We start from the raw sequence: 24,834 nt of genomic DNA on the forward strand, positions 1-24,834 counted from the left end.
TTTCACGTCGAGGATGTTCCACCATGTCCGACCGCGCCGAAACGCCGTCTGTCCGGGAGCCGTTCAACGCCATCGAGGTCCGCATTCTGGGGTGCCTGATCGAGAAGCAGGCGACCACGCCGGAGAGCTACCCGCTGACCCTCAATGCCCTGGTGCTGGCCTGCAACCAGAAAAGCAGCCGCGAGCCGCTGATGAACCTCGCTTCCGGCCAGGTCGGCCAGGGGTTGCGCCAACTGGAGGGACGCTCCCTGGTGGAGCTGGTCATGGGCAGCCGGGCGGACCGCTGGGAGCATCGCCTCGACAAGGCCCTGCAACTCACGCCGCCGCAACTGTCGCTGCTCGGCCTGCTGTTGCTGCGCGGTCCGCAGACCGTCAACGAACTGCTGACCCGCAGCGCCCGCCTGTACGCTTTCGATGACGGCGAGGAACTGCAGCACCAACTGGAGCGGCTGATCGGTCGCGAACTTGTCTGCCGCTTGCCGCGCCAGCCGGGGCAACGCGAGGAGCGCTACATGCATCGGTTGGGTAGCGCGGAGGATCTGGAGGAACTGCTGGCCGCACGCGCGACCCAGGCGGCCGTCAACGAGGGGGCGGCGGGTGGCCGGATCGAGGCGCTGGAAGCGCGCATCGCGGAGCTGGAGACGCGGTTGGCGAAGCTGGAGGAGGATCTGGGGAGCGGCGAGCCGCGGGGGTGAGCCGGGTTTTCCGGAAAGGGGGATCGCTCGAAGCACAGAGGGGAGCCTGAGCTCCCCTCGAAATCGACTTTGTGCTTTGTTCTTCTTGTGCTCGATCTGTTGTTGTTTTTGTCGACCGCCACTCTGAAGAAAGTGCTTCAGTCGGCCCCAGCCGGGGCCAAGAGCAAACGTATTTCTTTGATCGCCGATATCGCGATGATCACCAAGTGATCCAACCAGTCCGGGCGCTACCTCGAGGTAGTTTTATTGTTCTCTGTCCGGCTGCGGGGCCTAGACCCCAGGAGCGCGAATCCTCTCCAAAAAAATCAGTTTGCGCCGTCTCTGCCGTGCTTGTTCTTGTTATGTCAGAGTCGTTTCGTATTGTTGTTCTTGAGATACCGTTTTTTATTTTTGTTGTGTGCGAGATAGAGCATTACCTGTGCCAAAAAAATAAAGTCATTGAAAATCAAAGGCTTATATTTTGTGGTGTTTTGGTGGAGCCCACGGAGAGGGAAATTCTGTTTCCGTTCGACCCAGATCTGCTACCCGTGGCCGGGGTGAGGGTAACAACCGGTTGCCCGTCCGGCTCCGCTGGGTAACGTCCGTTTGTTACCGATCCCGGCCGGGGCTCAGCGGGCGTCGAAATGCACCGGAGCTTCGGGCTGGCCGGCGAGGATCGCGCCGGCCAGTTCCATGTCGCTGGCTTGCAGTCGCGGGTCGGCCTCGCGCAGTTGCCGCAGCGCCGCCTCCAGGTAGGGGCCGCGAATCCGCCCGTCGCTGGCGACGAAGGTGCCGGCATCCTCCCGGGCAGCGACGATCAGCTTGTCGTCCTTGACGGTCAGGTAGGTCGAGGCGGTGGTGATACCGGAGGAGATGATGTCGCGTACGAAGTCGTCGTCGGCCTGTGCCGCGCCGAAGGGGAGAGCGGTGAGGCCGATGGCGAGGACGGCGATCTTGCTGTTCATGAGGTAACTCCTGGACGCGATGTCTAAATGAGATCATCGGCGTGCGATCCGGGTTCCCCGCCGGCGGCTCCGGACCCGGCCGGCCCGATCAGCGGTCCAGCAGATGCTCGCGCCAGCGTTTCCAGAGCAGCAGCAACAGCGTCGACAGGCTGACGAACAGCAGCAGTTGCAGCTTCCAGGAAAAATCGGGCAGGACCTGCAGCAGCACGGCGAGGCCGGTGGCGACCAGGGCCATCCACAACAGGTAGCCGCCGGCGTCGAAGACTTCCAGGATCAGTAGCAGGATGCCGAGCCCCAGCCAGTGCCAGGGCGACAGTCCCTGCAGAAAGGTCAGCAACATGGGCGGCTCCGCGGGCCGGGACGGGGACGGATGATTCGGTGATTTGGCATGGAGCTTTCCCGAGGGTGGACGGACGATACGCAATCCTACCGGTTCACTGCCGATCGCTCTGCGGGGTGACGCGCATGACTTCTTCGAGGGTGGTCGAGCCGGCGGCGACCTTCAGCGCGCCGGACAGACGCAGGCTGCGCATGCCGTCCCTGAAGGCGGCGCGGCGCAGCGCGAGCAGGTCGGTATCGGTTTTGATCAGCGCTTTGAGGGCATCGTTCAGCAGCATGATCTCGTAGACTCCGGCGCGCCCGCGATAGCTGGTGTCGCGGCATTCGGCGCAGCCCACCGCCCGCTGCGCAGCGCTCGGCGGCGGGGCGTTCCAGGGACGGGTGAGGGCCTGCCAGTCGGCCGCATCGAGGCTGACCGGCGCCTTGCAGTGCGGGCACAGGGTTCGTACCAGGCGCTGGGCCATGACTCCGAGCAGGGTGGCCTTGATCAGGTAATGAGGCACGCCCAGCTCGAGCAGGCGGGCGATGGCGCCGGGCGCGTCGTTGGTGTGCAGGGTGGAGAGCACCAGGTGACCGGTGAGTGCCGCCTGGATGGCCATCTCGGCGGTTTCCAGGTCGCGGATCTCGCCGATCATGATGATGTCCGGGTCCTGGCGCATCAGCGCGCGCACGCCGCTGGCGAAGTCCAGATCGATGTTGCGCTGCACCTGCATCTGGTTGAACGCCGGTTCGATCATCTCGATGGGGTCTTCGATGGTGCAGACGTTGACTTCCGGCGTCGCCAGTTGTTTCAGCGTGGTGTAGAGGGTGGTGGTCTTGCCCGAGCCGGTCGGGCCGGTGACCAGGACGATGCCGTTGGGTTGGTCGGTCATGCTCCGCCAGCGCCGCAGGTCGTCGGCGGAAAAACCGAGGGCGTCGAAGCTCTTGAGCAATACCTCGGGGTCGAAGATGCGCATCACCAGCTTCTCGCCGAAGGCGGTCGGCAGGGTCGAGAGGCGCAGCTCGATCTCGCCGCCGTCCGGGCTTCTGGTCTTGACCCGGCCGTCCTGCGGCTTGCGCTTCTCGGCGACGTTCATCCGGCCGAGACTCTTCAGCCGGCCGACTACCGCCATGCTCACCTGCGACGGGAACCGGTAGACGTTGTGCAACACGCCGTCGATGCGAAAGCGCACGCTGCCGGCCTCGCGGCGCGGCTCGATGTGGATGTCGCTGGCGCGCTGCTCGAAGGCGTACTGGAGCAGCCAGTCGACGATGGTGACGATGTGCGCGTCGTTGGCGTCCGGCTCCCGGTCCGCCGCGCCGAGCCTGAACAACTGCTCGAAGTTGCCGGTGCCGGCGCTCTTCTGCTCCGGGGCCGAGGCGCCGCTGACCGACCTGGCCAGGCGGTAGAACTCCTGGGTGAAGCGGCGGATGTCGACGGGGTTGGCCACCACCCGGCGGATCGGCCGCCTGAGTGCCTGGGCCAGATCGGCCTCCCAGGCGCCGACGAAAGGTTGCGCGCTGGCGACCGTGACGCCGTCCGCCGCGACCGCCACGGCGAGGATGCCGTGGCGCTGGGCGAAGGCGCGGGACATCAGCGGGGTGATCGCGGCGACGTCGAGCTTCAGCGGGTCGATACGCAGGTAGGGTTGCCCGGCATGGTCGGCCAGCCACTGGGTGAGGCTTTCCAGGTCGAGCTTGCGGCCGGGTCGGAGGCGGTCGTCGAGCCGTTGGGCGGCGAGCGACTCGAGTGGGTGCTGTCGGCTGTCCGGGGTGCTGCGCTGGATCGCCAGGCAGCGCTCGGCGCTGTCCCGGTCGATCCGGCCGCAGGCGACCAGCTCGCGCAACAGCTCGCCCGGATCGAGCCGGCGGTCCTCGGTGGGAGATGCGATGGAAGGCATGCGGGGTCTCGGCGGTTCTACGTCCGCATGCCAGCATGCCCGATGGGCTCGTCGGGGCGAAGCGACGGCCGTCTTCAGAGGCTTTTTCCGTGACCCAGGTCGAGGCTTTGTTCCCTTCTCGCCCGGCTCCTGGCCTTGGAGGGCGGCGTGAGGCCCATGGAGACATAGATGCTGGTCAACTCGTCGATCCCCATGTGCGCCGGACGCACCCAGTCCACCGGCACGTAGAGCAGGCCGCCGCCGACCGGGATCGGCGCGGTGGGCACCAGCACGGCATGGTAGCTGCGGCCCTCGATCTCGATCGGCGCGGAGCTCGGCAGCAGCGCCAGCACGGCGACGCCGTCGCCGCCGAAGAAGCACCAGACCGGGCTCATGGCGCCGATGTCGGGGTTCTTGTCCTTGTCCAGCAGGGCGACGAAGCGGTCCGCCAGGTTGTAGAGCTGGCCGATCAGCGGAGTACGCCGCAGGGTGACGTCGATCAGCCGGGTCAACGGCCCGCGCAGGCCCAGTTGCACCGCCAGGCCCAGCGGGTAGAGGCAGGCCAGCAGCACGAAGCCGCCGAACAGGTAGGCCAGCGACGGATTGCTCACGAAGTACTGGCCGAGCCCGGCGGAGATCTGCCCGGCGAGGGTGGAAGGGCCGATCAGGCGGTTCAGCAGGCTGATGATCCAGGCCAGCAGCACCAGGGTCAGGGTCAGCGGCAGAAGCGCCAGAAGGCCGGTCAGCCAGGTGGTGAAGATGGTTTTGAGACTTAGCTTGAACATTGCGTGCGTCCGTATGGAGTCGCGCGGCAGGGCCCGCCTGCCGGGCGGGAGCCTATTTCAGCAGCGCTTTCCAAGGTTTCAGGGTCGCCACGATCTGCGCCTGGGCGGCGCGCTGCTCGCGCAGGTCATCATCCAGCGGACGGGCGGCCAGCTCGCCGAGCTTCGCCAGTTCGCCGTACAGGCGGTCTGGCTCGGGCATTTCAAGCACGTTGCGGGCAAGGCGCAGCCAGACTAGCACACGCTCGAGGCGCGGAAGCTGCTCCGTTAGATTTTCCGGCTGTTGCTGGCAGCGGGGCAGCGACAATGCGCGCGCTTCGTCGGCCAGCAGGTGCGTCAGCCAGCGGCCCAGGGGCGCTGCGCCCTGGCGCTGGCCGGCGGCGTTGCGCCGCTCGGTCCAGGCGCGGGTCAGCAGCCAGCGCGAGGCTTCCAGCGAGAACAGTCCCCAGCGCGGTCGTTCCAGTTCGGCGGCGAAGCGGGCCGGAGCCGCCTGGCGCACGGCTTCGTCGTCCCGGCCGGCGACGAGCTGTGGCCGCCAGTCTCCGATCAGCGCGTCCAGCGCGCCGCGCAGGGCGCTGGAGCCGGCCCGCGGAGCGGCCTGGCCGAGGCTGCCGAGCAGGGCGCGCAGGTCGATCAGTTGGGCGAGCCACTGCTCCAGCAGTTTCCAGTGGCCGTTGAAGCGGTACTGCTCGGCCAGGCGCTGGCTGCAGCCGAGCAGGTGCCAGGCCAGCGGCGCGAAGGCCTCGTCCAACGGCAACTCCGCGTCCGGGATCGGCGCCGGCAGGACGAGGGCGTAGCTGGCCGGATCGAACAGCCGGTAGCCGCGTTCGGCCTTGCTGATGTCGCAGGGCATCAGCGGCAGGTCGGCGGCCAGGGCGAGGGCCAGTTCCAGCAGCGCGGCGGGTTCGCCCTCGCGCAGTTCCAGCTCCAGTTCGCAGATTTCTTCCTCGCGCGGACCGGCGACCACCTTGCCCAGATCCAGCGCCGCCTCGACGGCCACCCGACGCCCGTCGCGCTGCCAGACCAGATCGGCCTTCTCGCGGACGAAGTCGGTGCTGAAGATCGGCAGCAGGGTGCCCTTGTCCAGGCCGGCCAGCTCCGCCGGCCAGCACTGGTCGTCGAGCAGTGCCGGGTCCAGGACGGGCGCTTCCAGGTACCAGTCCCACTCGTTGCGCTCGGACAGCCCGGCGACGCTCTGCCCGCGGCTCTTCAGGGTCTGGATGCACTGCCCGCCGTCGCGCCGCAGGCGCAGGGCCACCCGGGCGCGGGCCAGGTCGCGCGCCGGGGTGTCGTAGTACTGGTTGAGCAGTTCGTGGCGCTGCCAGCCGCCCTCGCTGCGGGCGTTCAGCAGGGGGTGTTCGCGCAGGGCGGCGAGGGTGGTGCGACTGACGCGCAGCTTGATTTCGGTTTCTTTGGCCATCGTCGACTCACAGTGGGTTGCTCGGGCGAACGGCACGGGACCCGGCCGAAGTACCGGCGGAACCGGGCTCGCACCGGTCGACGCCGGGCATCCGGTTCGGCAGGAGGATCAAGCATGAAAATTCCGTGATTGTCCGCCGGGGGCGCGCGATTATGCCAGAAGGCAGGGCGGGCCGGAGTCGGCCCGTCGGCGAATCGGGCAATCGCATGAAGTTGTGGGAAGCTTGAAACTGGACCGGCAAGGTTGGCGTCGTCTTGCGATCCGCGGCATCGGCCGCTTGCCGAGAGGCCGTAGGTGTCGGAGCGCTCGGCAAGCAGCCATGCCAAAGGTCATGCAATCTTGCCGGGCCGGGATCAGGCGGGCGTTTCATGTGATCGTCCTGGTCGGCGACTGTCATCGCCCGGTCAACTGGAGCTGTTAAGAAGCCCTGTGCCCGCTTTTCCCCGTCCGGGCACGCTTCCTGTCCTTCCACCTCCAGGATTCGCCCGGTCCGCATGAACCGCGATTTCGTCCACAGCAGCCAGGACGCCGACCTGTTCGGCCTGCTCTACGGCTTCCGCTTCCGCCCCGGCGAGCGCGGCCGGGAGGTCGATTCGGCGACCGCGCTCGAATGCCTGCGCCAGTCCCGCGACTCCGACGAGTTCCTCTGGCTGCACCTGAACCTGGCGCACGCCGCCTGCGAGCGCTGGATGCGGACCCATCTGGACCTGCCGGAGTCCTTCTTCGAAACCCTGCGCGAAGGTTCCCGCTCGACGCGCATCGAGCACGTCGACGCGGCGCTGCTGGCGGTGGTCAACGACGTGGTGTTCAGCTTCGGCCGGGTTTCCTCGGACGTCGCCACCCTCTGGGTCTGCGCGCGCCGGCACCTGCTGGTCAGCGTCCGCCTGCAGCCGCTGCGCTCGGTGGATGAACTGCGCTCCTCGGTGCGGCGCGGCGAGTGCTTCCGCTCCACGCTGGAGTTGCTGGTGCACCTGCTGCGCGACCAGGGCGACATCCTCACCCGCATCGTCCGCGATACCAGCACCGGCGTCGACCGCATCGAGGACCAGTTGCTTTCCCTGCGCCTTTCCGACAATCGCGCCGAACTCAGCGCCATGCGCCGCGTGCTGGTGCGCCTGCATCGCCTGCTGGCGCTGGAGCCGGGCGCGCTGCTGCGCCTGCTCAACCGGCCGCCGGCCTGGCTGGCCGAGGCGGACGTGCAGGCGCTGCGCGAATCCACCGAGGAGTTCTCCCTGGTGATCAGCGACCTGACCGCCCTCGGCGAGCGCATCAAGCTGCTGCAGGAGGAGATCGCCGCCACCCTCAACGAGCAGAGCAACCGCACGCTGTCCACCCTCACCCTGGTCACCGTCCTGGCGCTGCCGATCAACATCACCGCCGGCTTTTTCGGCATGAACGTCGACGGCATCCCGCTGGCGGACAATCCCCATGGCTTCTGGGTCCTGGTGGCGCTGGTCGCCACCTTCACCGCCCTGGCCGGCTTCCGGGCCTTCCGCAAGGGCGGCGACCAGTAGCTGGAAATGTGCGAACTGTCACATTCTGCAACGAGAATCCGCTTGCCTTCATTTTCAACCTGGATTCTTCGCTTCATGACTTCAGATTCCGTTTCCCAGGCCGCGCTCCTCGACGCCCGGCCTCAACTGGACCAGCGCGCCGGCCGGGTCACCGCGGCGATGTTCCTCACCATGCTCAGCCTCGGCCTGCTGTTCTCCGTCTACAGCCTGGTGCAGGACATGGACGGCGCCGGCACCGTGATGACCACCTGGACGCCGTTCCTGCTGCTCGGCGTGGCCCTGCTGATCGCCCTCGGCTTCGAGTTCGTCAACGGTTTCCACGACACCGCCAACGCCGTGGCCACGGTGATCTACACCCACTCGCTGCCGCCGCACTTCGCGGTGGTCTGGTCCGGCTGCTTCAACTTCCTCGGCGTGCTGCTGTCCAGCGGCGCGGTGGCCTTCGGGGTCATCACCCTGCTGCCGGTCGAACTGATCCTGCAGGTCGGCTCCTCGGCTGGCTTCGCCATGGTCTTCGCCCTGCTGATCGCCGCCATCCTGTGGAACCTGGGCACCTGGTGGCTGGGGCTGCCGGCCTCCTCCTCGCACACCCTGATCGGCTCGATCATCGGCGTCGGCATCGCCAACGCGCTGATGCACGGCCGCGACGGCACCAGCGGGGTGGAGTGGTCGCAGGTCGTCAAGGTGGGCTATTCGCTGCTGCTTTCGCCGGTGATCGGCTTCGTCTTCGCGATCCTGATGCTGCTGTTGCTGCGCACCCTGGTGAAGAACCGCACCCTGTACAAGGCGCCCGAAGGCAAGACGCCGCCGCCGTGGTGGATTCGCAGCCTGCTGGTCCTCACCTGCACCGGGGTGTCCTTCGCCCACGGCTCCAACGACGGCCAGAAGGGCATGGGCCTGATCATGCTGATCCTGGTCGGTACCCTGCCGACGGCCTACGCGCTGAACCGCGCCATGCCGGTCGAGCACACCACCCAGTTCGTCGCGGTCGCCGAAGTCACCCAGCAGGCGCTGCTGAAGGATCTGCCGCAGCCCGTGGTGGTCGAGGACCCGCGCCAGGTGCTGTCCGGCTACCTGCGCAGCAAGGAAGCCCCGGCGGAGCTGATCCCGGCCGTGGCGGCGCTGACCGGCGTGATCGCCGACGAGGTCCGCGACTACGGTGCGCTGGCGCGGGTGCCGGCCGAGGCGGTGGCCAACGTGCGCAACGACATGTACCTGGCTTCCGAGGCCATCCGCCTGATGGAGAAGGACGAGATCGGCAACTTCGACGCCGATACCCAAAGCAAGCTGCAGGCCTTCAAGAAGCAGATCGACGGCGCGACCCGCTTCATTCCCCTGTGGGTCAAGGTGGCGGTCGCCATCGCCCTCGGCCTGGGCACCATGGTCGGCTGGCGGCGCATCGTGGTGACCGTCGGCGAGAAGATCGGCAAGTCGCACCTGACCTACGCCCAGGGCGCCTCGGCGGAGAGCGTGGCGATGCTCACCATCGGCGCGGCGGACATGTTCGGCCTGCCGGTGTCCACCACCCACGTGCTGTCCTCCGGCGTGGCCGGCACCATGGCGGCCAATGGTTCCGGGCTGCAGATGGGCACCATCCGCAACCTGCTGATGGCCTGGGTGCTGACCCTGCCCGCGGCGATCCTGCTCTCCGGCTCGCTGTACTGGCTGTTCACCCGGCTGTTCTGAGCCGGACCCGCGCGGCCCCGGAGGTTCCCTCCGGCGGCGGTCCGGGCACGGGCCTTTTCGCCTTCGCCGGCGGGTTCGAGCCGCCGACTCCGGTGCGGACCTTCGCTCCGTCCGGCCGTTTCTTCATGCACCACGAGCCGATGCGGTCCGTGGGGCGCTTCATGCGATTGCACGGCGGGGCGAGCGGCATGCATGGCTTTCTCCCCTCTCCCAAGCATGGGAGAGGGGCTGGGGGAGAGGGAGCCGGGCGTCCGAGGAAGGGCGCAATCCGCCGATTCCGGTGCGGCTCCGCGCCATATTCGGCGGGCTTCATCCCTATCGGCTGACTAGTCCCGGCCGGCGTAGGGGCCGGTGGCGAGCAGGCGTTCGATCAGTCCGGCGGACGAGGCGCCGTCGCCTTCGGTCTGGTGGGTCATGTAGTTGAAGTCGAGGTCGATCATTCCCTGCAAGCGGGCGGCGTAGTCGCTGGGGTATTGCGCCTGCTCGATGGCGGGAAGTTCCTTGTAGTGTTCAAGCACTTCAATGAAAAAATTGGTGAGCTTGCCGGTGCGGTTGTATTCGTCCGTTGCTTGAGCCACTACTTTTCGCCGCCAGACCTGTTCTTGATCGGCTGCTTCAAGGTAAGCGGCCCGTCGCTCGTTGACGGTAAATGTGCCACTGTCGTCATAGGCGATCAGGGCCAGTTGGTCCCGCGACATGCCTTTGAAAGGATTGCTGCCCTTGCCATTGACGAAGTCGGTTGCCTGCTCTGCGCGTGCTAGCAACTTGGGGTCGTCAGTGTTGGGTACCTCTGCATCGTGCAACTCTTGGTTGTAGTGATAGCTATCTCCAATGATTTGATCCAGCAGCGTCGCGGCCTTTTGACCCAGCTCTTTGTAGCTTAGGCTCATATCGCGGACTTCGGCGCCCGCAGCAGCCTCGCTCAACTGCCGGGCGAGGCTGGAAAGGGTGCTGGAAGAGGCGCTCGTGGCGGTTGCGCTGCCGCTCTTGTCCGCGCTGGAAACCGCCTGGGTCCGGCCCGTGGCGGTGCTTGCGGTGCCGGTCGCGCGGTTGCTGGAAAGCGAGAGGTGGGGGGTGATGCCGACCATGACGATGGTTCTCCTTGGGCAAGTGGCTTCGGCAGGCGGGGTCTCGGTTCGCGGGATGCGCGGCTCGTCGAGCGCGCGTTCTTCCTGGCTGAATTAACGGCAAGGCGAGCGGAAACCTTAGCGATGGTTCCGAGCCGTCCGATGCCGGACCTCTCCGAAAGGCGGTTTGCGGGGCGTAACCCTTCGATTCCGCGGCTTTGCGCCATGTCCGGCGGGCCGCAGCTACCCGGTATCCCGCCTACGGCGATATCCTCGGCCGCCACCCCGGCCTATGATGACGGCAGGCTCTGTACAGGAAACCCGCCGATGTCACTCCCCAGTCTCAAGCAGCAGTTCGCCGAACTGATCGCCCTGCCTTCGGTGAGCTGCACACAGGCCGCCCTCGACCTGCCCAACCGTCCGCTGATCGAGCGCCTGGCGGACTGGCTGGACGAACTCGGCTTCGCCTGCGAGATCCGGGAGGTCGCCCCCGGCAAGTGCAACCTGCTGGCCAGCTACGGCAGCGGCCCCGGCGGTCTGGTGCTGTCCGGGCACAGCGACACCGTGCCCTTCGACGCCGCGCTGTGGACGAGCGATCCGCTGGCCCTGCGCGAGGCCGACGGCCGCTGGTACGGCCTCGGCAGTTGCGACATGAAGGGTTTCTTCCCGCTGGCGATCGAGGCGCTGCGCCCGCTGCTCGACCGGCCGTTCCGCCAGCCGCTGCTGATCCTCGCCACCTGCGACGAGGAAAGCTCGATGGCCGGTGCCCGCGCCCTGGCCGCCGCCGGCCGGCCGCTCGGCCGCGCCGCGCTGATCGGCGAGCCGACCGGGCTCAGGCCGATCCGCCTGCACAAGGGGGTGATGATGGAGCGCATCGACATCCTGGGGAAAAGCGGCCATTCCTCCGACCCGAGCCTCGGCAACAGCGCCCTGGAGGCCATGCACGAGGCCATCGGCGCGCTGCTCGAACTGCGCGGCCAGTGGCAAAGCGAATTCCGCAACCCGCTGTTCGACGTACCGCAGCCGACCCTGAACCTCGGCTGCATCCATGGCGGCGACAACCCCAACCGCATCTGCGGCCAGTGCGCGCTGGAGTTCGACCTGCGCCCCTTGCCGGGCATGGACCCGCAACAACTGCGCGCGGCGATCCGCGGCAAGCTGCAGCCCTTGGCCGAGCGGCGCGGCGTGCGCATCGACTACGCCCCGCTGTTCCCCGGTCTGCCGCCGTTCGAGCAGGCGGCAGGCAGCGAACTGGTGCGCCTCGCCGAGCGCCTCACCGGGCACCGCGCCGAGGCGGTGGCCTTCGGCACCGAAGCGCCCTACCTGCAACAGCTCGGCTGCGAGACCATCGTCCTCGGCCCCGGCGACATCGCCTGCGCCCACCAGCCGGACGAATACCTGGAGCTGGCGCGGATCGAGCCGACCGTGCAACTGCTGCGGCAACTGATCGGGCATTATTGTCTCGCTCCGGCTCCTATCCCGTAGGAGCGATCACGGACACGGGTTTTCCATCGACAGGTTTTCCATGCGCGACTACGTCAACTGGCTCCGCCACGCCTCGCCCTACATCAACGCCCACCGTGACTGCACCTTCGTGGTCATGTTGCCGGGCGAGGGCATCGAGCATCCCAACTTCGGCAACATCGTCCACGACCTGGTGCTGCTGCACAGCCTCGGCGTGCGCCTGGTGCTGGTGCACGGCTCGCGCCCGCAGATCGAGGCGCGCCTCGCCGCCCGCGGGCTGACCCCGCGCTTTCACCAGAACCTGCGGATCACCGACGTGCCGACCCTCGAATGCGTGATCGACGCGGTCGGCAGCCTGCGCCTGGCCATTGAGGCGCGCCTGTCGATGGACATGGCCGCCTCGCCGATGCAGGGCGCCCGGCTGCGGGTGGTCGGCGGCAACTTCGTCACCGCCCGGCCGATCGGCGTGGTCGACGGCATCGACTACCTGCATACCGGCGAGGTGCGCCGGATCGACCGCAAGGGCATCGGCCGCCAGCTCGACGAGCGCGCCATAGTGCTGCTCTCGCCCCTGGGCTATTCGCCGACCGGAGAAATCTTCAACCTCGCCTGCGAGGACGTGGCGACCCGCGCGGCCATCGACCTGAAGGCCGACAAGCTGCTGCTGTTCGGCGCCGAGCCGGGCCTGCTCGACGGGCAGGGCACGCTGATCCGCGAACTGCGCCCGCAGCAGGTGGCGGCGCACCTCGAACGCCTCGGCGCCGACTACCAGGGCGAGTTGCTCGACGCCGCCGCCCAGGCCTGTCGCGCCGGCGTGCCGCGCAGCCACATGGTCAGCTATGCCGAGGACGGCGCGCTGCTCACCGAGCTGTTCACCCGCGACGGCGGCGGCACCCTGGTCACCCAGGAGCAGTTCGAGAAACTGCGCGAGGCGACCATCGAGGACGTCGGCGGGCTGCTCGAACTGATCCGCCCGCTGGAGGAACAGGGCATCCTGGTGCGCCGCTCGCGCGAGGTGCTGGAGCGCGAGATCGGTCAATTCAGCATCGTCGAGCGCGACGGCCTGATCATCGCCTGCGCCGCGCTCTATCCGATCGCCGACTCCGATGCCGGCGAACTGGCCTGCCTGGCGGTGAATCCCGACTATCGCCACGGCGGGCGCGGCGACGAACTGCTCGAACGCATCGAGGCGCGCGCCCGCGCGCTGGGCCTCAAGACCCTGTTCGTGCTCACCACCCGCACCGCCCACTGGTTCCGCGAGCGCGGCTTCCAGCCCAGCGGCGTCGAGCGCCTGCCGGCGGCGCGCGCCTCGCTGTACAACTACCAGCGCCAGTCGAAGGTGTTCGAGAAGGCGCTGTAGGCGGGAGCGGGCTCGTCGCGACGGCGTTGAAACATTCCAGGTGTGGATGGCCGAAGCCATCCACCACGACCACGGTGGAAAACGCTACGCGGTTTTCCACCCTACGCGGTCCCTGGGTGGCGCAGGGCGGGTGCACCCGCCGATTCCGTCGTGATCCACCATGTCCGGCGGGTTGCACCCAGGGGCGCGGCGAACGTCCGGCTGCCTGGTGTGGGAGCGGATTCATCCGCGACTTGCGCCAACGGCGCGACGAACCGGCCAAGCGGCGACCCGCCGGGCGGCGATCCGCCGGGCGGGTCGGTCGCGGATGAATCCGCTCCGGCCGTAGGGTGGATGGCCGAAGCCATCCGCCGTGGTGGGCAGCGGGTGGTGGAAAACGCTAAGCGGTTTTCCACCCTACTGACTCAGCGCGCGGTGGCCCACTGAGCGGCAAGACGGTATCTACAGGAGCGCGGCGTTTTTCGTCGTTTCAACCGCACAGCGACTGGCGCAGCGAACTGGGCGGCATGCCGGTCCAGCGCTTGAACGAGCGGCGGAAGTTGTTGGCGTCGTGGAAGTGCAGGTAGCTGGCGATCGCCTCGTTGCCGTAGCCCTTCACCTGCTGGAGCCAGAGCGCCACGTGCAGACGGGCGCGGTCGTGCTGCTCCTGGTAGCTGGTGGCGTGCTTGCGCAGCTTGCGCTTGAAGGTGGTCGGGCTCATCGCGAAGGCTTCGGCGGCGCGCTCCAGGCCGGGCGCCTCGCGCACGTGCGCGAGCAGCCAGTCGTACAGGCGGTCGAGCAGGCTGGCCGCCGGGCCGGCGCTCTCCAGTTGCGCGCGGGCCTGTCGGCGGCTCACCGCGCCGGCCGTCGGGGCGGCCTGCGGCAGCGGGCGGTTCAGGCAGTCGAGCGGCAGGCGCATCAGGTCGCAGGGGCTGCCGAAATGCAGGTCCTCGCCCAGATGCACCCAGTACTGCTCGACGCAGCGCGGCTCGGCATGCCGGAAATGGAAGCGCCAGGGCAGGCGTTCGCCGCTCAGCCGCCGGCCCAGGGCGGTCGCCGCCGCCATGTGCGCTTCGAGCAGAAAACGCAGCGACGGCCCGGCGCCGCAACTGTCGAGCCAGTACAAATAGGCGTACCGCTCGTCGCAGACCAGCCGCGGGCTCAGCAGCGGGCAGAGCAGGGCACGCAGTTCGCCGAGCAGGCGCAGCGCCTCCAGCAGGTTGCCGGCCTGCGCCAGGGCCTGGCTGGCGGCGCCCTGGTGGCCTGGCAGCAGCCGCTGGCCGAACAGGAAGCTGGTGTCGTCCGCCGCCAGCAGGCGCTGGGCGTTGTCGATCAGGCGCAGGTACTGCTCGGGGCTGATCAGCGTCGCGCCGCGCAGGATGTCCTCGTGGAACAGGCCGCTGCCGCGTAGCAGGCGGTGGCTGTCGATGCCGCGGCCCAGGCCCAGGTCGAGCAGCCCGGCGGGCTGCTGATGGGCGGCGATGAAGCGGCTGTCGCGCTCGTACCAGGGCTCGCGGGCGGACATGCTCAGGCGCTCAGGGCCAGGCCCTGCTTGGCGCGGGCCAGGGCCAGGTTGAGGCGGCGCAGCAACTGCTCGGCATCCTCGTCGAGGGCCATCGCGCAGGCCACGCTGGCGCCGAGTTGCAGGCGTTCGCCGTGCTGGCGGGTCTTGTGCGCCAGGTGTTCGACGGCCAGGGCCATTTCCCCGGCCAGTTGCCGGGCCTGGCTCTCGCCGGTGTGCGGCAGGAGGATCACGAAGCGGTCGCCGGCCAGCCGGCAGAGCAGGTCCTGGCGGCGCAGGTTGAGCAGCAGCAACTGGGTCACCGCCTGCAGCACCGCATCGCCCTCGGCATGCCCGAAGCGCTGGTTGATGGCGTCGAAATGATCCAGGTCCACCGCCACCAGCGACAGCGGCCGGCCCTCGCGGCGGCTTTCCTCCAGGCTCAGTTGCAACTGGCGGCGCAGGTAGTCGGCGCCGGCCAGCGGGGTGAGCTTGTCGAACAGCAGGTGTTCGCGGAACAGCCGCTCGCGCTTTTCCATCTGGGCGCTGATCGCCAGTTGCTCGTGGTGCCAGTGGTAGAGGCCGTAGGTCAGCAGCAGCAGGCCGACCGGCATCGGCGCCGACTCCAGCCAGTGATCCCAGTGCACCGACTCGGGCAGGCGGACGAACTCGTCGAGGCAGTCCGTCCACCAGGAGAAGAACACGCAGCCCAGCCCCAGGGCTAGCAGGTTGGTCACCCGTCCGGCCGGGCGGCTGCTGAGCATCAGGCCCAGCCAGACCAGCGCCAGCAGCGCCGCGCCGCCCTCGCCGAAGATGTCCAGTGGATTCCACTCGCGCACCGGGATGGGGTCGCCGGCCGCCAGGTGCAGCAGCAGGGAGAAGTTGGCCGCCAGCACTACGGCGAGCAGTTTGAGGCGATGGTGGCGCAGCAGGCTTGGCATGGTCGCGGAGTCCCGGCCGGTGGCGAGGCCGCCAGCAGAACAGAGGCATATGACCGGACGGTTACGGCGCAGGGGGGCAAATCGGGCCAGTCCGCTTCGGAATTTTTTCGCGCCGCGCCGCCCGCTACCCGCGCCAGGGACGCTTCTTCCTTTTCCGGGGGCGGCGCGGAGGGGGCATTTCGGACCATCCGGCGCCGGAAAGCCCCGGAAAACCCCGGTTTCCGGCGCTTCGTGGCCGGGGTTGTCATGCAAGTGCCATGTCGCGCTCCTAGCTTGCGCTCCCACTTCGGCGGCTCGTTTGCCCGCCGCTATCGAGAAGGGGGGAAACCGAGATGCAGCAACGCCGACTCGCCGCGCGCCCTGGGCGCTTCCGGCTCAGTGCCCTGGCTCTGGCCATCGCCGCCGCGCCGGTCGGGGCCGTGGAAGAGAACGTCGTGGCCCTCGAACATATCGAGGTGGTCGGCCAGGCCGCCAGCATCGACGCGGCGCTGAACGACCAGCGCGATTCCGACAGCGTGCAGAGCACCGTGCATGCCGACGGCGTCGCCCAGTTGCCCGACGAGAACGTCGCCGAGGCGGCGCAGCGCCTGCCCGGCGTGTCCATCGAGCGCGACCAGAACGAAGGCCGTTTCGTCAGCGTGCGCGGCCTGGGGCCGGACCTGAACAGCGTGACCATCAACGGCACCCTGGTGCCGGCGCCGGAGAGCGGCCGCCGTGCGGTGGCCCTCGACGTGCTGCCGGCCGAACTGGTGCAGTCGCTGTCGGTGGTCAAGACCCTGACCCCGGACATGGACGCCAACTCCCTGGGCGGCACCATCGAGGTGGAGAGCCTGTCCGCCTTCGACCACGACGGGCTGTTCTACACCCTGAGCAGCGAGGCCAGCCACGACGAGAACACCGGCGAGAACAGCCCGAAGTTCTCCGGCGCGATCAGCCAGCGCTTCAGCCTCGGCGACGGTATCGACAACTTCGGCGTGGCCGCCGCCTACAGTTGGTCGGACCGCGACTTCGGCTCGGACAACGTGGAAACCGGCGGCGACTGGGACTTCGAGGACGGGCCGCGGCTGGAAGGGGCGGAGCTGCGCGACTACGAGATCAGCCGCGAGCGCACCGGCTTCGGCCTCAACTTCGACTACCGCCCGGACGACTACTCCAGCTATTACCTGCGCACCCTCTACAGCCGTTACGCCGACAGCGAGACGCGCAACGCCGCCGGCGTCGAGTTCGCCGATCCGCTGGCGCCGGGCGGCAGCGGCGAGGCCGAGGGCTGGCGCGAGCTGAAGGATCGCACGGAAATCCAGACGATCCGCTCCTACGTGCTCGGCGGCGAGCGCCTGCTCGGTCCCTGGACCCTGAAGGGACAGGTCGGCTACAGCCGCTCCAGCGAGAACTCCCGCGGCCTGGGCAGCGCCGTCTTCGAAAGCGACGAGGAGTTCGAGGACGCCGGCTTCACCAGTCGCGCCAAACCGCACCTGAACATCGGCAGCGGCTTCTTCAGCGCCGACGGCTTCAGCTTCGACGAGGCGGAGATGGCCAGGGAGCGCACCACCGACACCGAGCGCAACCTCAAGCTCGACCTGGCCCGCGACTACGAGCTGTCCGGGCATGCCGCGCAGGTCAAGTTCGGCGGCAAGCTGAGCCGCCGCGACAAGGACAACGACACCGATATCTGGACCTACGAGGACCTCGACGAATACGGCCTGAGCGACGCGCAACTGGCGATGAGTGGCTACACCAGCGGCACGGTGCACTATGGCCTCGGCAACTTCGGTCCGGGGCTGTCCGCCAGCCGGATCAGAGCGCTGCTCGGCGGGCTCGACCGCGACGACTTCTACGACGAGGAAGAGTCGCGGGTGAACGACTACGACATGAAGGAAGACATCGACGCCGCCTACCTGATGCACAGCCTGGACATCGGCGACCTGCGCATCATCGCCGGCATGCGCTACGAAAGGACCCGTTTCGAGGCCCGCGGCAGCGGTATCCGCGACGGCGACTTCGAGTCGATCGACGAGCGCAACACCTATGACCACTGGCTGCCGGGCCTGCACCTGCGTTACCGGTTGGGCGAGAACACCCAGGTGCGCGCCGCCATCACCAACTCGGTGGTGCGCCCGACCTTCGGCCAACTGGCGCCCGGCTTCGTCATCGACGGCGACGAGGCGAGCTTCGGCAACCCCAATCTGTCGCCCCTGGAGTCGCGCAACTTCGACCTGGGCATCGAGCACTACCTGGGCCGCGCCGGGGTGGTCTCGGCCTTCCTGTTCTACAAGGACATCGACAACTTCGCCTATAACACCGATCTGGCCGGCAGCGGCGTCTGGGCCGACTTCTCCGAGGCGAACACCTACGCCAACGGCGACCGCGCCGACCTCTGGGGACTGGAGCTGGCCTGGTCGCAGAAGTTCGACTGGCTGCCGGCGCCCTGGAACGGCCTGCTGGTCGGCGGCAACCTCACCTTCACCCATTCCGAGGCGAGCATCAGTAGCCGCGACCCGGACAGCGGCCGCAAGCGGCACCGCGACATCGACCTGCCCAACCAGTCCAAGCGGGTCGGCAACCTGATGCTCGGCTGGGAGGACGACCGGCTGAGCCTGCGCCTGTCGCTCAACTACAAGTCCGATTACCTCCAAGAGGTGGCCGGCATCGACGACGAGGACCACGACCTCTACGTGGACGACCAGACCTTCGTCGATTTCAGCGCCCGCTACTCCCTGACCCCGAACCTGCAACTGTCCTTCGAGGCGCAGAACCTCACCGACGAGCACTACTACGTCTACAGCGGCCACCGCAGCTTCAACGCCCAGTACGAGGAGTACGGCCCGACCTACAAGGTCGGCCTGACCCTGGTCAATTTCTGATCCGCCACGACAAGGATTCCCCAGCCCATGATTCCCGCGTTTTCCCGCGTCCTCCCGGCCGGCCTGCTGCTCTGCGCCGGCCTGGCCCAGGCCGCCGACCCGCCGCGCCTCGAACTGCAACCCTGGAAGGCGCCGGCCGGCGTCGAGATCGCCGACCTGCGCCTGGTCCCGGACGGAGCGGCCGGCGCCGGGCTGCGTCTGGCCGCCAGCGAACGCCAGGGGCTGCTGCTGCTCGACGGCGAGGGCCGCGAACTGGCGCGCCAGGGCGGCAGCTACGCCAGCCTGGACAGCCGCCTCGCCGGTTCCCGGCTGATGGTCGCCGCGCTGGACGAGACCGCCCAGCGGGTCGCACTGTTCGCCCTCGACCCGGCCAGCCGCCAGTGGGGCCAGCCGCTGTGGCTTCCGGCGCGCGACTACGGCCTCGCCGGGCTGTGCCTGTACCGCGACCAGGCGGCCAATCTCCACCTGTTCCTGCTCAGCGAGGAGGGGCGGGGCGAGCAGTGGCTGGTCGGCAGCGGCGAGCGACTGGCCGGCGAGCCGCGCCTGGAACGCAGCCTGCCACTGCCGGCCGGGGCCGGGCACTGTCAGGTCGAGGATGGCGCGGGCCTACTGTTCGTCAACGAGGAAGACGTCGGCCTGTGGGCCTATCCGGCGCATCCCGAGGCCGACGGCACGCGCCGGCCGGTGGACATGCTCGATCCCTTCGGCTCGCTGGGCGGACGCGCCGGGGCCGTGGCCGCGCTGCCCGGCGGTCTGCTGGCGCTGGACCCGCGGCGCGCTGAGCTGCACCTCTACCAGTGGCAGGCGTGGGGCTGGCAGGCGCTGGGCGCGCTGCCGCTGGCCGGCCTGGCGGCGCCCGAGCGGCTGGCCGCGCGACCCACCGCCAACGGGCTGGAACTGCTGGTCCGCGACGACGACGGCCGCCTGTTCGCCGGCACGCTGGACTGGCGGGCGAGCCCGCCGGCCCTGCCGAAGGCGCTGCCCGAGGTCGCCGCGCTGCGCCAGAGCGAGCCGGTCGGCCGCCATGGCGACGCCGCCGACGACCCGGCGATCTGGGTCCATCCCGGCGATCCGGCGCGCTCGCGGGTGCTCGGCACCGACAAGAAGCAGGGCCTGCAGGTCTACGACCTCGACGGCAAACTGCTGCAGGAGTTGCCGGTGGGGCGCCTGAACAACGTCGACCTGCGCCCGGACTTCGCGCTCGGCGGTACGCGGGTCGACCTGGCCGTGGCCAGCCACCGCGACCGCAACAGTATCGTCGCGTTCGCCATCGACCGCGCCAGCGGCGAGCTGCGCGAGGCCGGCGAAATCTCCACGCCGCTGGCGGAGATCTACGGCATCTGCCTGTTCCAGCCGGCGCCGGGCGAGTTGTACGCCTTCGCCAACGGCAAGGACGGCAGCTTCCGGCAGTACCGCCTGTACGACGCCGGCGGCCGGGTGGCGGGCGAGCCGCTGCGCGGCTTCCGGGTCGCCAGCCAGCCCGAGGGCTGCGTCGCCGACGACCGCCGCCAGCGCCTGTTCCTCGGCGAGGAGGACACCGGAGTGTGGGCGCTGGATGCCCGCCCGGACGCGCCCGTCGAGCTGCAAAGCGTGATCCGCGTCGGCGCGGACCTGCAGGCCGATGTCGAGGGGCTGGCCCTCTACCGGGGCGCGGCCCACGACTATCTGGTGGTCTCCAGCCAGGGCAACGACAGCTATCTGGTGCTCGACGCCGAGCCGCCGCATGCGCTCAAAGGCGCCTTCCGGGTCGGCCTGAACGTCGAGCTGGGCATCGACGGCGCCTCCGAGACCGACGGCCTGGAGATCGTTTCGGCCGACCTCGGCGGTCCCTGGAGCACCGGCCTGCTGGTGGTGCAGGACGGCCGCAAGCGCATGCCCGAGCGGACCCAGAACTTCAAGTTCGTGCCCTGGAGCGCGGTCGCCGAGCGCCTGGGCCTGGCGCCGCCGGCGGCCGGCGAAAACGACGTCGAACCGCAGTCGCCGGCCGACGCGGACGGACCCACGGGAGTCGCACCATGAGTCCGGCCATCGAACCGATGAGCGTCTGGGGCCTGATCGAGGAGGCCAGTCCGCTGGTTAAGCTGGTCATGCTGACCCTGGTCCTCGCCTCGCTCGCCAGTTGGTACCTGATCGTCCGCCGCAGCCTGCTGCTCGGCGCCAGCGAGCGCCTGTGCAGGGACTTCCTGCGGCGCTTTCGCGGCAGCGCCGAGCTCGCCCCGCTGTACCGCGAGGCCGCCGAACTGCCCGCCGACGCCGGCCTGGAACGCCTGTTCCGCGCCGGCTACGGCGAATTCCAGCAGCTCGGCGGCGAGCCGGGCGTGGCGCCCGAGGCGGTGATCGAAGGCGTCGAGCGCAGTCTGCTGGTGGCCATCAGCGAGGAGGAGGAGCGTCTCGGCAAGGGCCTGGCGCTGCTCGCCAGCATCGGCTCGGTGAGCCCCTACATCGGCCTGTTCGGCACCGTCTGGGGGATCATGAACTCCTTCATCGGCCTGTCGCAGGTGCGCCAGGCGACCCTTTCCACCGTCGCGCCGGGCATCGCCGAGGCGCTGATCGCCACCGCCATCGGCCTGTTCGCGGCGATTCCCGCGGTGCTCGCCTACAACCGCTTCAGTGCCCGCGTCGCCAGCCTCTCCAGCCGTTACTACGCCTTCGGCAACGAGCTGCAGGGGCGCCTGCACCGTCGCCTGCAGGCCGCGCCCGGCCTGGTCCGGGCCGCCTGAGGAGGCCGCATGCGCAAACCGCACAACCCGCACGCGCCCAAGGCCGAGATGAACGTGGTGCCCTATATCGACGTGCTGCTGGTGCTGCTGGTGATCTTCATGGTCACCGCGCCCCTGCTCACCCAGGGCGTGCCGATCGAACTGCCCGAGGTCGCCGCCGAGGCGTTGCCGACGGACAACCGCCAGCAGATCCTCACCCTCTCGGTGAAGGCCGACGGCGGCTACTACTGGAACCTCGGCCCCGAACTGGATACCGAGGGCCGTACCGACAGCGCGGCGGACTTGGCGGAGATGAGCGCCAAGGTCGGCGCCATAGTCGCCGCGCACGGCGACACCCAGGTCTACGTCCGCGCCGACCGGGACGCCGACTACGCCAGCGTGGTCGCCGGCATCGCCGCGCTGCAGCAGGGCGGGGTGAGAAACCTCGGGCTGATCACCGAGGCGCCGCAATGAGCGCCGCGATCCTCGACGGTCCGGCGGCCGTCATCCCGGCCCGGAGCGGCGGCGACCGGTCGCGCCGGCTCGCCGCCGCCGGCGTGGCGCTGGCTGTGCACGCTGCCGTGCTGGCCCTGCTGACGCTCGCCTGGCGGGACGAGCCGCCGCTGGCCCCGCAGGTGCGCACCTTGACCACCCGGCTGGTCGCCCTGGCGCCAGCATCCGCGCCGCTGCCGGAGCAGCCCGTCGCGGCGCGACCGCCCGGCCCCGTGGCGGCGCCTGAGCCTCACGCGGCACGGCAGAAGCCGGAACGGGCGGCCCTGGCGCGCAAGCGGCTGGAGATGGAAAAGCGCGAGCGGCAGCGCGTCGAGCGGCAACGCGTGCAGGAGCGCCACGAACAGGCGCGCCGCGAGGCCGAGGCGCTGGCGCGGCGCGAGGCCGAAGCCGCCGAACGCGCCGCCACGGAACGCGCCCGCGTCGCGCAAGCCGCCGCCACAGCCGAACGCGCCCGCGTCGCGCAAGCCGCCGCCACAGCCGAACGCGCCCGCGTCGCGCAAGCCGCCGCCACAGCCGAACGCGCCCGCGCCGAGGCCGCCGAAGCGGCCAGCAGCCAATACCTGCCGATCGCCAAGCGGGCCCCGGACTACCCAGAATCCGCTCTGGACAGGGGCATCGAGGGCGACTGCACGGTCGGTTACCGGGTCGACGCCCAGGGCCGGGTGGAGGAGCCACGGATCGTCGGCGACTGCCATCCGCTGTTCGTCCGCCCGTCGCTGGCCGCGGCCAGGACCTTCCGCTACCGGCCACGGATCGTCGACGGCCGGGCCGTCGTCGTGCCCGACGTGAAGAACACCTTCCACTACCGAATCCGGGAAAAGCGCCGATGAGCCAGGAGCACAGCCGCTTCCGCGCCGCCCATGACGGCATCTCCATCGATGCCGGCGCCGATCCGCCGCTGGCCGAAGCGCTCGACTTCGCGGGCGTGCCGGCGCGGCGCGACCCACGATTCGACCGCGTGCCGGTCGCCGGGGGCGATACGGTCGTGCCGTTCTTTTCCCGGGGCAGGCCCCACGACTCACCCCGAACCGTGGAGGCGATCCGCTCGCACTCCACGAGTCGATCGGACGATTTTTTTGCATGGCAAAAAAAATTTGAATGTTTTTTCTTGTTGCTGGTCTAGCTTAATGACGCGTAATTTGTAGGTGCGTGACTCGCATGAGTACCTTTCTCCCTCCGCATGGAGGGATTTTTTTTGCGCTGCATTATGGTGCGTGCAGGCATATGGATGGCCATGCTTCTCCTGCCGCGGCGAGTGACGACCGCGATCGTCGAGGCGCCCGTCCTCGCCGTTGGTCTGCGGGTGACAAGAGGGGCTGAGGTTCGGGCGAACGCCTGGCCGGCCAGATGGCCAGTTCGGTCGATCGGCTGGCTTGGCGCGGGGTACTCCCCGTGGCGCGCCGTTGTCGGAGTCCGGCCCTGGAGCGGGGCATGCCTGGCCCATCGCCTGCGAGTAGCCGGAGAACGCCAATGGCGCCGAGGCCGGCCGACCGGAACTGTTGCGTCTGCCGAAGGGTGCCCGGAAAGGAGGCACGCTGTCGGTGGAGAGCATCGATCGGCGCGGGACTCCGGGGGCAGGAGTCAGCCCCCGTCGCCTTGAATGCTCGCCTGATAGGCCGCGACGAAGTCGTCGAAGCTGCCGGTGTCGCGGCGTTCCAGCTCCGCTTGTTCGGCCAGGGAGGCGCGGGCCTCGGCCTCGAAGGCCTGGCGCTCCTCCTCGCCCAGTGGGCGGGCGCGGAGGCTTTCGGCGTGGGCCAGGCTCTGGCGCAGGGCGAAGGCGCGGAAGCTCTCGCCGCGCTCGCGCAGGGTCGCGAGGAGGCGCGCCGAGGGGGTGAGTTCCGGGTCGGCGACCTTGGCCTGCTGGGCGTGCAGGGCCTTTTCGTAGCCGTCGCCGCCGTAGGCCCGGTCGAACAGGGCGGCGAGCGGCTGCAGGCGTTCGAGCAGTTCGCCCGCCCAGGCCGCGAGCGGCATCGGCTGTCCGTGGCGCTGCAGATGCAGGCCGGGACGGCGACCCTCCTTGACCACCTTGAGGAAGTTGCCGGTGCAACTGGCGCATTCGCCCGCGGCCAGGCAGGGGCTGTCTTCGAGGGCGCAGAACAGCAGGAAGGCGTCGAGGAAACGTGCCTCGTCGAGGTCGATGCCCAGCGGCAGGAAGGGGTCGATGTCCAGGCAGCGCACCTCGACGTACTGCACGCCGCGGGCGACCAGCGCCTGGATCGGCCGCTCGCCGCTGGCGGTGACGCGCTTGGGGCGGATGGTCGAGTAGTACTCGTTCTCGATCTGCAGGACGTTGGTGTTGAGCTGCAGCCATTCGCCGTCGCGCTGGGTGCCGATCGCGGCGTAGGGCGCGTAGGGGGTGGAAACCGCCCGGCGCAGGCTGTCGGTGTAGCTGGCCAGGTCGTTGTAGCAGGGGGTCAGGTCGGCCTGGGCGTTGTTGTGGTAGCCCAGGTCGCTCATCCGCAGACTGGTCGCCCAGGGCAGGTAGAGGGTTTCGGCGTCGAGTTCCTGCAGGTGATGCGGGCGGCCGCGCAGGAAGCTCTTGTCCAGCGCCGGCGAGGCGCCGAACAGGTACATCAGAAGCCAACTGTAGCGGCGGAAGTTGCGGATCAGCGCGATGTAGCGCTCGGACTGGAAGTCGCGGACGCCGCGGACGCCGCGGACATCGCCCTCGGCCCGCTGCAGCAGCGGCCAGAGCTCTTCCGGCAGGGAGAAGTTGTAATGGATGCCGGCGATGCATTGCATGGTCTTGCCGTAGCGCAGCGCCAGTCCCTTGCGGTAGACGTGCTTGAGCCGGCCGATATGGGAGTTGCCGTAGCGGGCGATGGGGATGTCCTCTTCCGCCGGCAGCGGGCAGGGCATCGACGGGCTCCAGAGGTATTCGCCGTCGAGCTTGGCGCAGGCGAAGCGGTGGACGCGCTCCAGCGCGGCGAGGGTCGCCGCCGAGTCGGTCTCGGCGGGGGTGATGAACTCCAGCAGCGCTTCCGAATAGTCGGTGGTGATGTACGGATGGGTCAGCGCCGAGCCCAGCGCCGCCGGGTGCGGGGTCCGCGCCAGCTCGCCGGCGGCGTCGACGCGCAGGCATTCCCGCTCGATGCCGTGCAGGCAGTGCCTGAGCAGGGACTGGTTGGCGGGCTCGCCCAGCAGGGCCAGGCGACGGGAGAAAAGCTCGCTCAAGTTAGGATTCCTTCAGGCACGATCGGCCCAATATGG

Annotated in this window: 20 protein-coding genes; 11 read left to right on the forward strand and 9 right to left on the reverse strand. The window is 69.0% G+C overall.

The features are described 5' to 3' along the window. The first annotated feature begins 23 nt into the window (after positions 1 to 23). Positions 24 to 695, forward strand: a complete 672-nt coding sequence (locus tag AVCA_RS02225) for a YceH family protein (RefSeq protein ID WP_012699161.1) — start codon at positions 24 to 26, stop codon at positions 693 to 695. A gap of 608 nt (positions 696 to 1,303) precedes the next feature. Here the strand turns inward: AVCA_RS02225 and AVCA_RS02230 are convergent. The 5 genes from AVCA_RS02230 to AVCA_RS02250 all read right to left on the reverse strand — a co-directional run bounded on the left by AVCA_RS02230 (position 1,304) and on the right by AVCA_RS02250 (position 6,039). Further along, positions 1,304 to 1,639, reverse strand: coding sequence for a DUF2388 domain-containing protein (locus tag AVCA_RS02230; RefSeq protein ID WP_012699164.1), 336 nt, complete (start codon positions 1,637 to 1,639; stop codon positions 1,304 to 1,306). Between the two features lie 88 nt (positions 1,640 to 1,727). Beyond that, the gene (locus tag AVCA_RS02235) at positions 1,728 to 1,979 is read right to left on the reverse strand and encodes a membrane protein (protein ID WP_012699165.1); all 252 of its coding nucleotides are present in this window, start codon (positions 1,977 to 1,979) and stop codon (positions 1,728 to 1,730) included. A gap of 94 nt (positions 1,980 to 2,073) precedes the next feature. After that, positions 2,074 to 3,858 carry a type IV pilus assembly ATPase TfpB gene (locus tag AVCA_RS02240; protein ID WP_012699166.1) on the reverse strand — a complete coding sequence of 595 codons (1,785 nt, stop codon included), beginning with the start codon at positions 3,856 to 3,858 and terminating at the stop codon, positions 2,074 to 2,076. Positions 3,859 to 3,932: 74 nt separating this feature from the next. Continuing rightward, a complete protein-coding gene (locus AVCA_RS02245) occupies positions 3,933 to 4,622 on the reverse strand; it encodes a DUF502 domain-containing protein (protein WP_012699167.1) in 690 nt (229 codons plus the stop codon). Positions 4,623 to 4,674: 52 nt separating this feature from the next. Beyond that, positions 4,675 to 6,039, reverse strand: coding sequence for a CYTH domain-containing protein (locus AVCA_RS02250; protein ID WP_012699168.1), 1,365 nt, complete (start codon positions 6,037 to 6,039; stop codon positions 4,675 to 4,677). Positions 6,040 to 6,533: 494 nt separating this feature from the next. Between AVCA_RS02250 and AVCA_RS02255 the strand changes: the two genes are divergently transcribed. Both AVCA_RS02255 and AVCA_RS02260 read left to right on the forward strand, forming a co-directional pair. Then, on the forward strand, positions 6,534 to 7,553 hold the full coding sequence (locus AVCA_RS02255) for a transporter (RefSeq protein ID WP_012699169.1): 1,020 nt from the start codon (positions 6,534 to 6,536) through the stop codon (positions 7,551 to 7,553). 75 nt (positions 7,554 to 7,628) lie between these two features. Then, on the forward strand, positions 7,629 to 9,239 hold the full coding sequence (locus tag AVCA_RS02260; RefSeq protein WP_012699170.1) for an inorganic phosphate transporter: 1,611 nt from the start codon (positions 7,629 to 7,631) through the stop codon (positions 9,237 to 9,239). Between the two features lie 326 nt (positions 9,240 to 9,565). Here the strand turns inward: AVCA_RS02260 and AVCA_RS02265 are convergent, their stop codons facing one another. Beyond that, a complete protein-coding gene (locus AVCA_RS02265; protein WP_012699172.1) occupies positions 9,566 to 10,327 on the reverse strand; it encodes a hypothetical protein in 762 nt (253 codons plus the stop codon). A gap of 306 nt (positions 10,328 to 10,633) precedes the next feature. Here AVCA_RS02265 and argE point away from each other — a divergent pair, with 306 nt between their 5' ends. Continuing rightward, the gene (gene argE, locus AVCA_RS02270; protein ID WP_012699173.1) at positions 10,634 to 11,791 is read left to right on the forward strand and encodes an acetylornithine deacetylase; all 1,158 of its coding nucleotides are present in this window, start codon (positions 10,634 to 10,636) and stop codon (positions 11,789 to 11,791) included. Positions 11,792 to 11,831: 40 nt separating this feature from the next. Continuing rightward, the gene (gene argA, locus AVCA_RS02275; protein WP_012699174.1) at positions 11,832 to 13,130 is read left to right on the forward strand and encodes an amino-acid N-acetyltransferase; all 1,299 of its coding nucleotides are present in this window, start codon (positions 11,832 to 11,834) and stop codon (positions 13,128 to 13,130) included. Positions 13,131 to 13,599: 469 nt separating this feature from the next. On the opposite strand, the gene AVCA_RS02280 is transcribed toward argA, so the two are convergent. Continuing rightward, complete coding sequence (locus AVCA_RS02280; protein ID WP_012699176.1) at positions 13,600 to 14,634, reverse strand: AraC family transcriptional regulator; 1,035 nt, start codon at positions 14,632 to 14,634, stop codon at positions 13,600 to 13,602. Between the two features lie 2 nt (positions 14,635 to 14,636). Beyond that, on the reverse strand, positions 14,637 to 15,551 hold the full coding sequence (locus AVCA_RS02285) for a GGDEF domain-containing protein (RefSeq protein ID WP_012699177.1): 915 nt from the start codon (positions 15,549 to 15,551) through the stop codon (positions 14,637 to 14,639). Between the two features lie 332 nt (positions 15,552 to 15,883). Between AVCA_RS02285 and AVCA_RS02290 the strand changes: the two genes are divergently transcribed. From AVCA_RS02290 to AVCA_RS02315, 6 genes are read left to right on the forward strand one after another with little or no spacing between them, the layout of a single operon-like run. Then, positions 15,884 to 18,412, forward strand: coding sequence for a TonB-dependent receptor (locus tag AVCA_RS02290; protein ID WP_012699178.1), 2,529 nt, complete (start codon positions 15,884 to 15,886; stop codon positions 18,410 to 18,412). 27 nt (positions 18,413 to 18,439) lie between these two features. After that, on the forward strand, positions 18,440 to 20,431 hold the full coding sequence (locus tag AVCA_RS02295; protein ID WP_012699179.1) for a phytase: 1,992 nt from the start codon (positions 18,440 to 18,442) through the stop codon (positions 20,429 to 20,431). Continuing rightward, on the forward strand, positions 20,428 to 21,132 hold the full coding sequence (tolQ, locus tag AVCA_RS02300; RefSeq protein WP_012699180.1) for a protein TolQ: 705 nt from the start codon (positions 20,428 to 20,430) through the stop codon (positions 21,130 to 21,132). Before AVCA_RS02295 ends, tolQ begins: the two co-directional genes overlap by 4 nt. A gap of 9 nt (positions 21,133 to 21,141) precedes the next feature. Next, positions 21,142 to 21,585, forward strand: coding sequence for an ExbD/TolR family protein (locus AVCA_RS02305; RefSeq protein WP_012699181.1), 444 nt, complete (start codon positions 21,142 to 21,144; stop codon positions 21,583 to 21,585). Continuing rightward, a complete protein-coding gene (locus tag AVCA_RS02310; RefSeq protein ID WP_012699182.1) occupies positions 21,582 to 22,454 on the forward strand; it encodes an energy transducer TonB in 873 nt (290 codons plus the stop codon). The genes AVCA_RS02305 and AVCA_RS02310 overlap by 4 nt, the downstream gene beginning before the upstream one ends. Continuing rightward, on the forward strand, positions 22,451 to 22,747 hold the full coding sequence (locus tag AVCA_RS02315) for a hypothetical protein (protein WP_012699183.1): 297 nt from the start codon (positions 22,451 to 22,453) through the stop codon (positions 22,745 to 22,747). Before AVCA_RS02310 ends, AVCA_RS02315 begins: the two co-directional genes overlap by 4 nt. A 458-nt stretch (positions 22,748 to 23,205) precedes the next feature. Here AVCA_RS02315 and gshA read toward each other — a convergent pair whose 3' ends face one another. Further along, entirely contained in the window at positions 23,206 to 24,798 is a 1,593-nt protein-coding gene (gshA, locus tag AVCA_RS02320) for a glutamate--cysteine ligase (RefSeq protein WP_012699184.1), read from the reverse strand. Positions 24,799 to 24,834 lie beyond the last annotated feature (36 nt).

This window comes from Azotobacter vinelandii CA, from assembly GCF_000380335.1.
GTDB lineage: Bacteria > Pseudomonadota > Gammaproteobacteria > Pseudomonadales > Pseudomonadaceae > Azotobacter > Azotobacter vinelandii.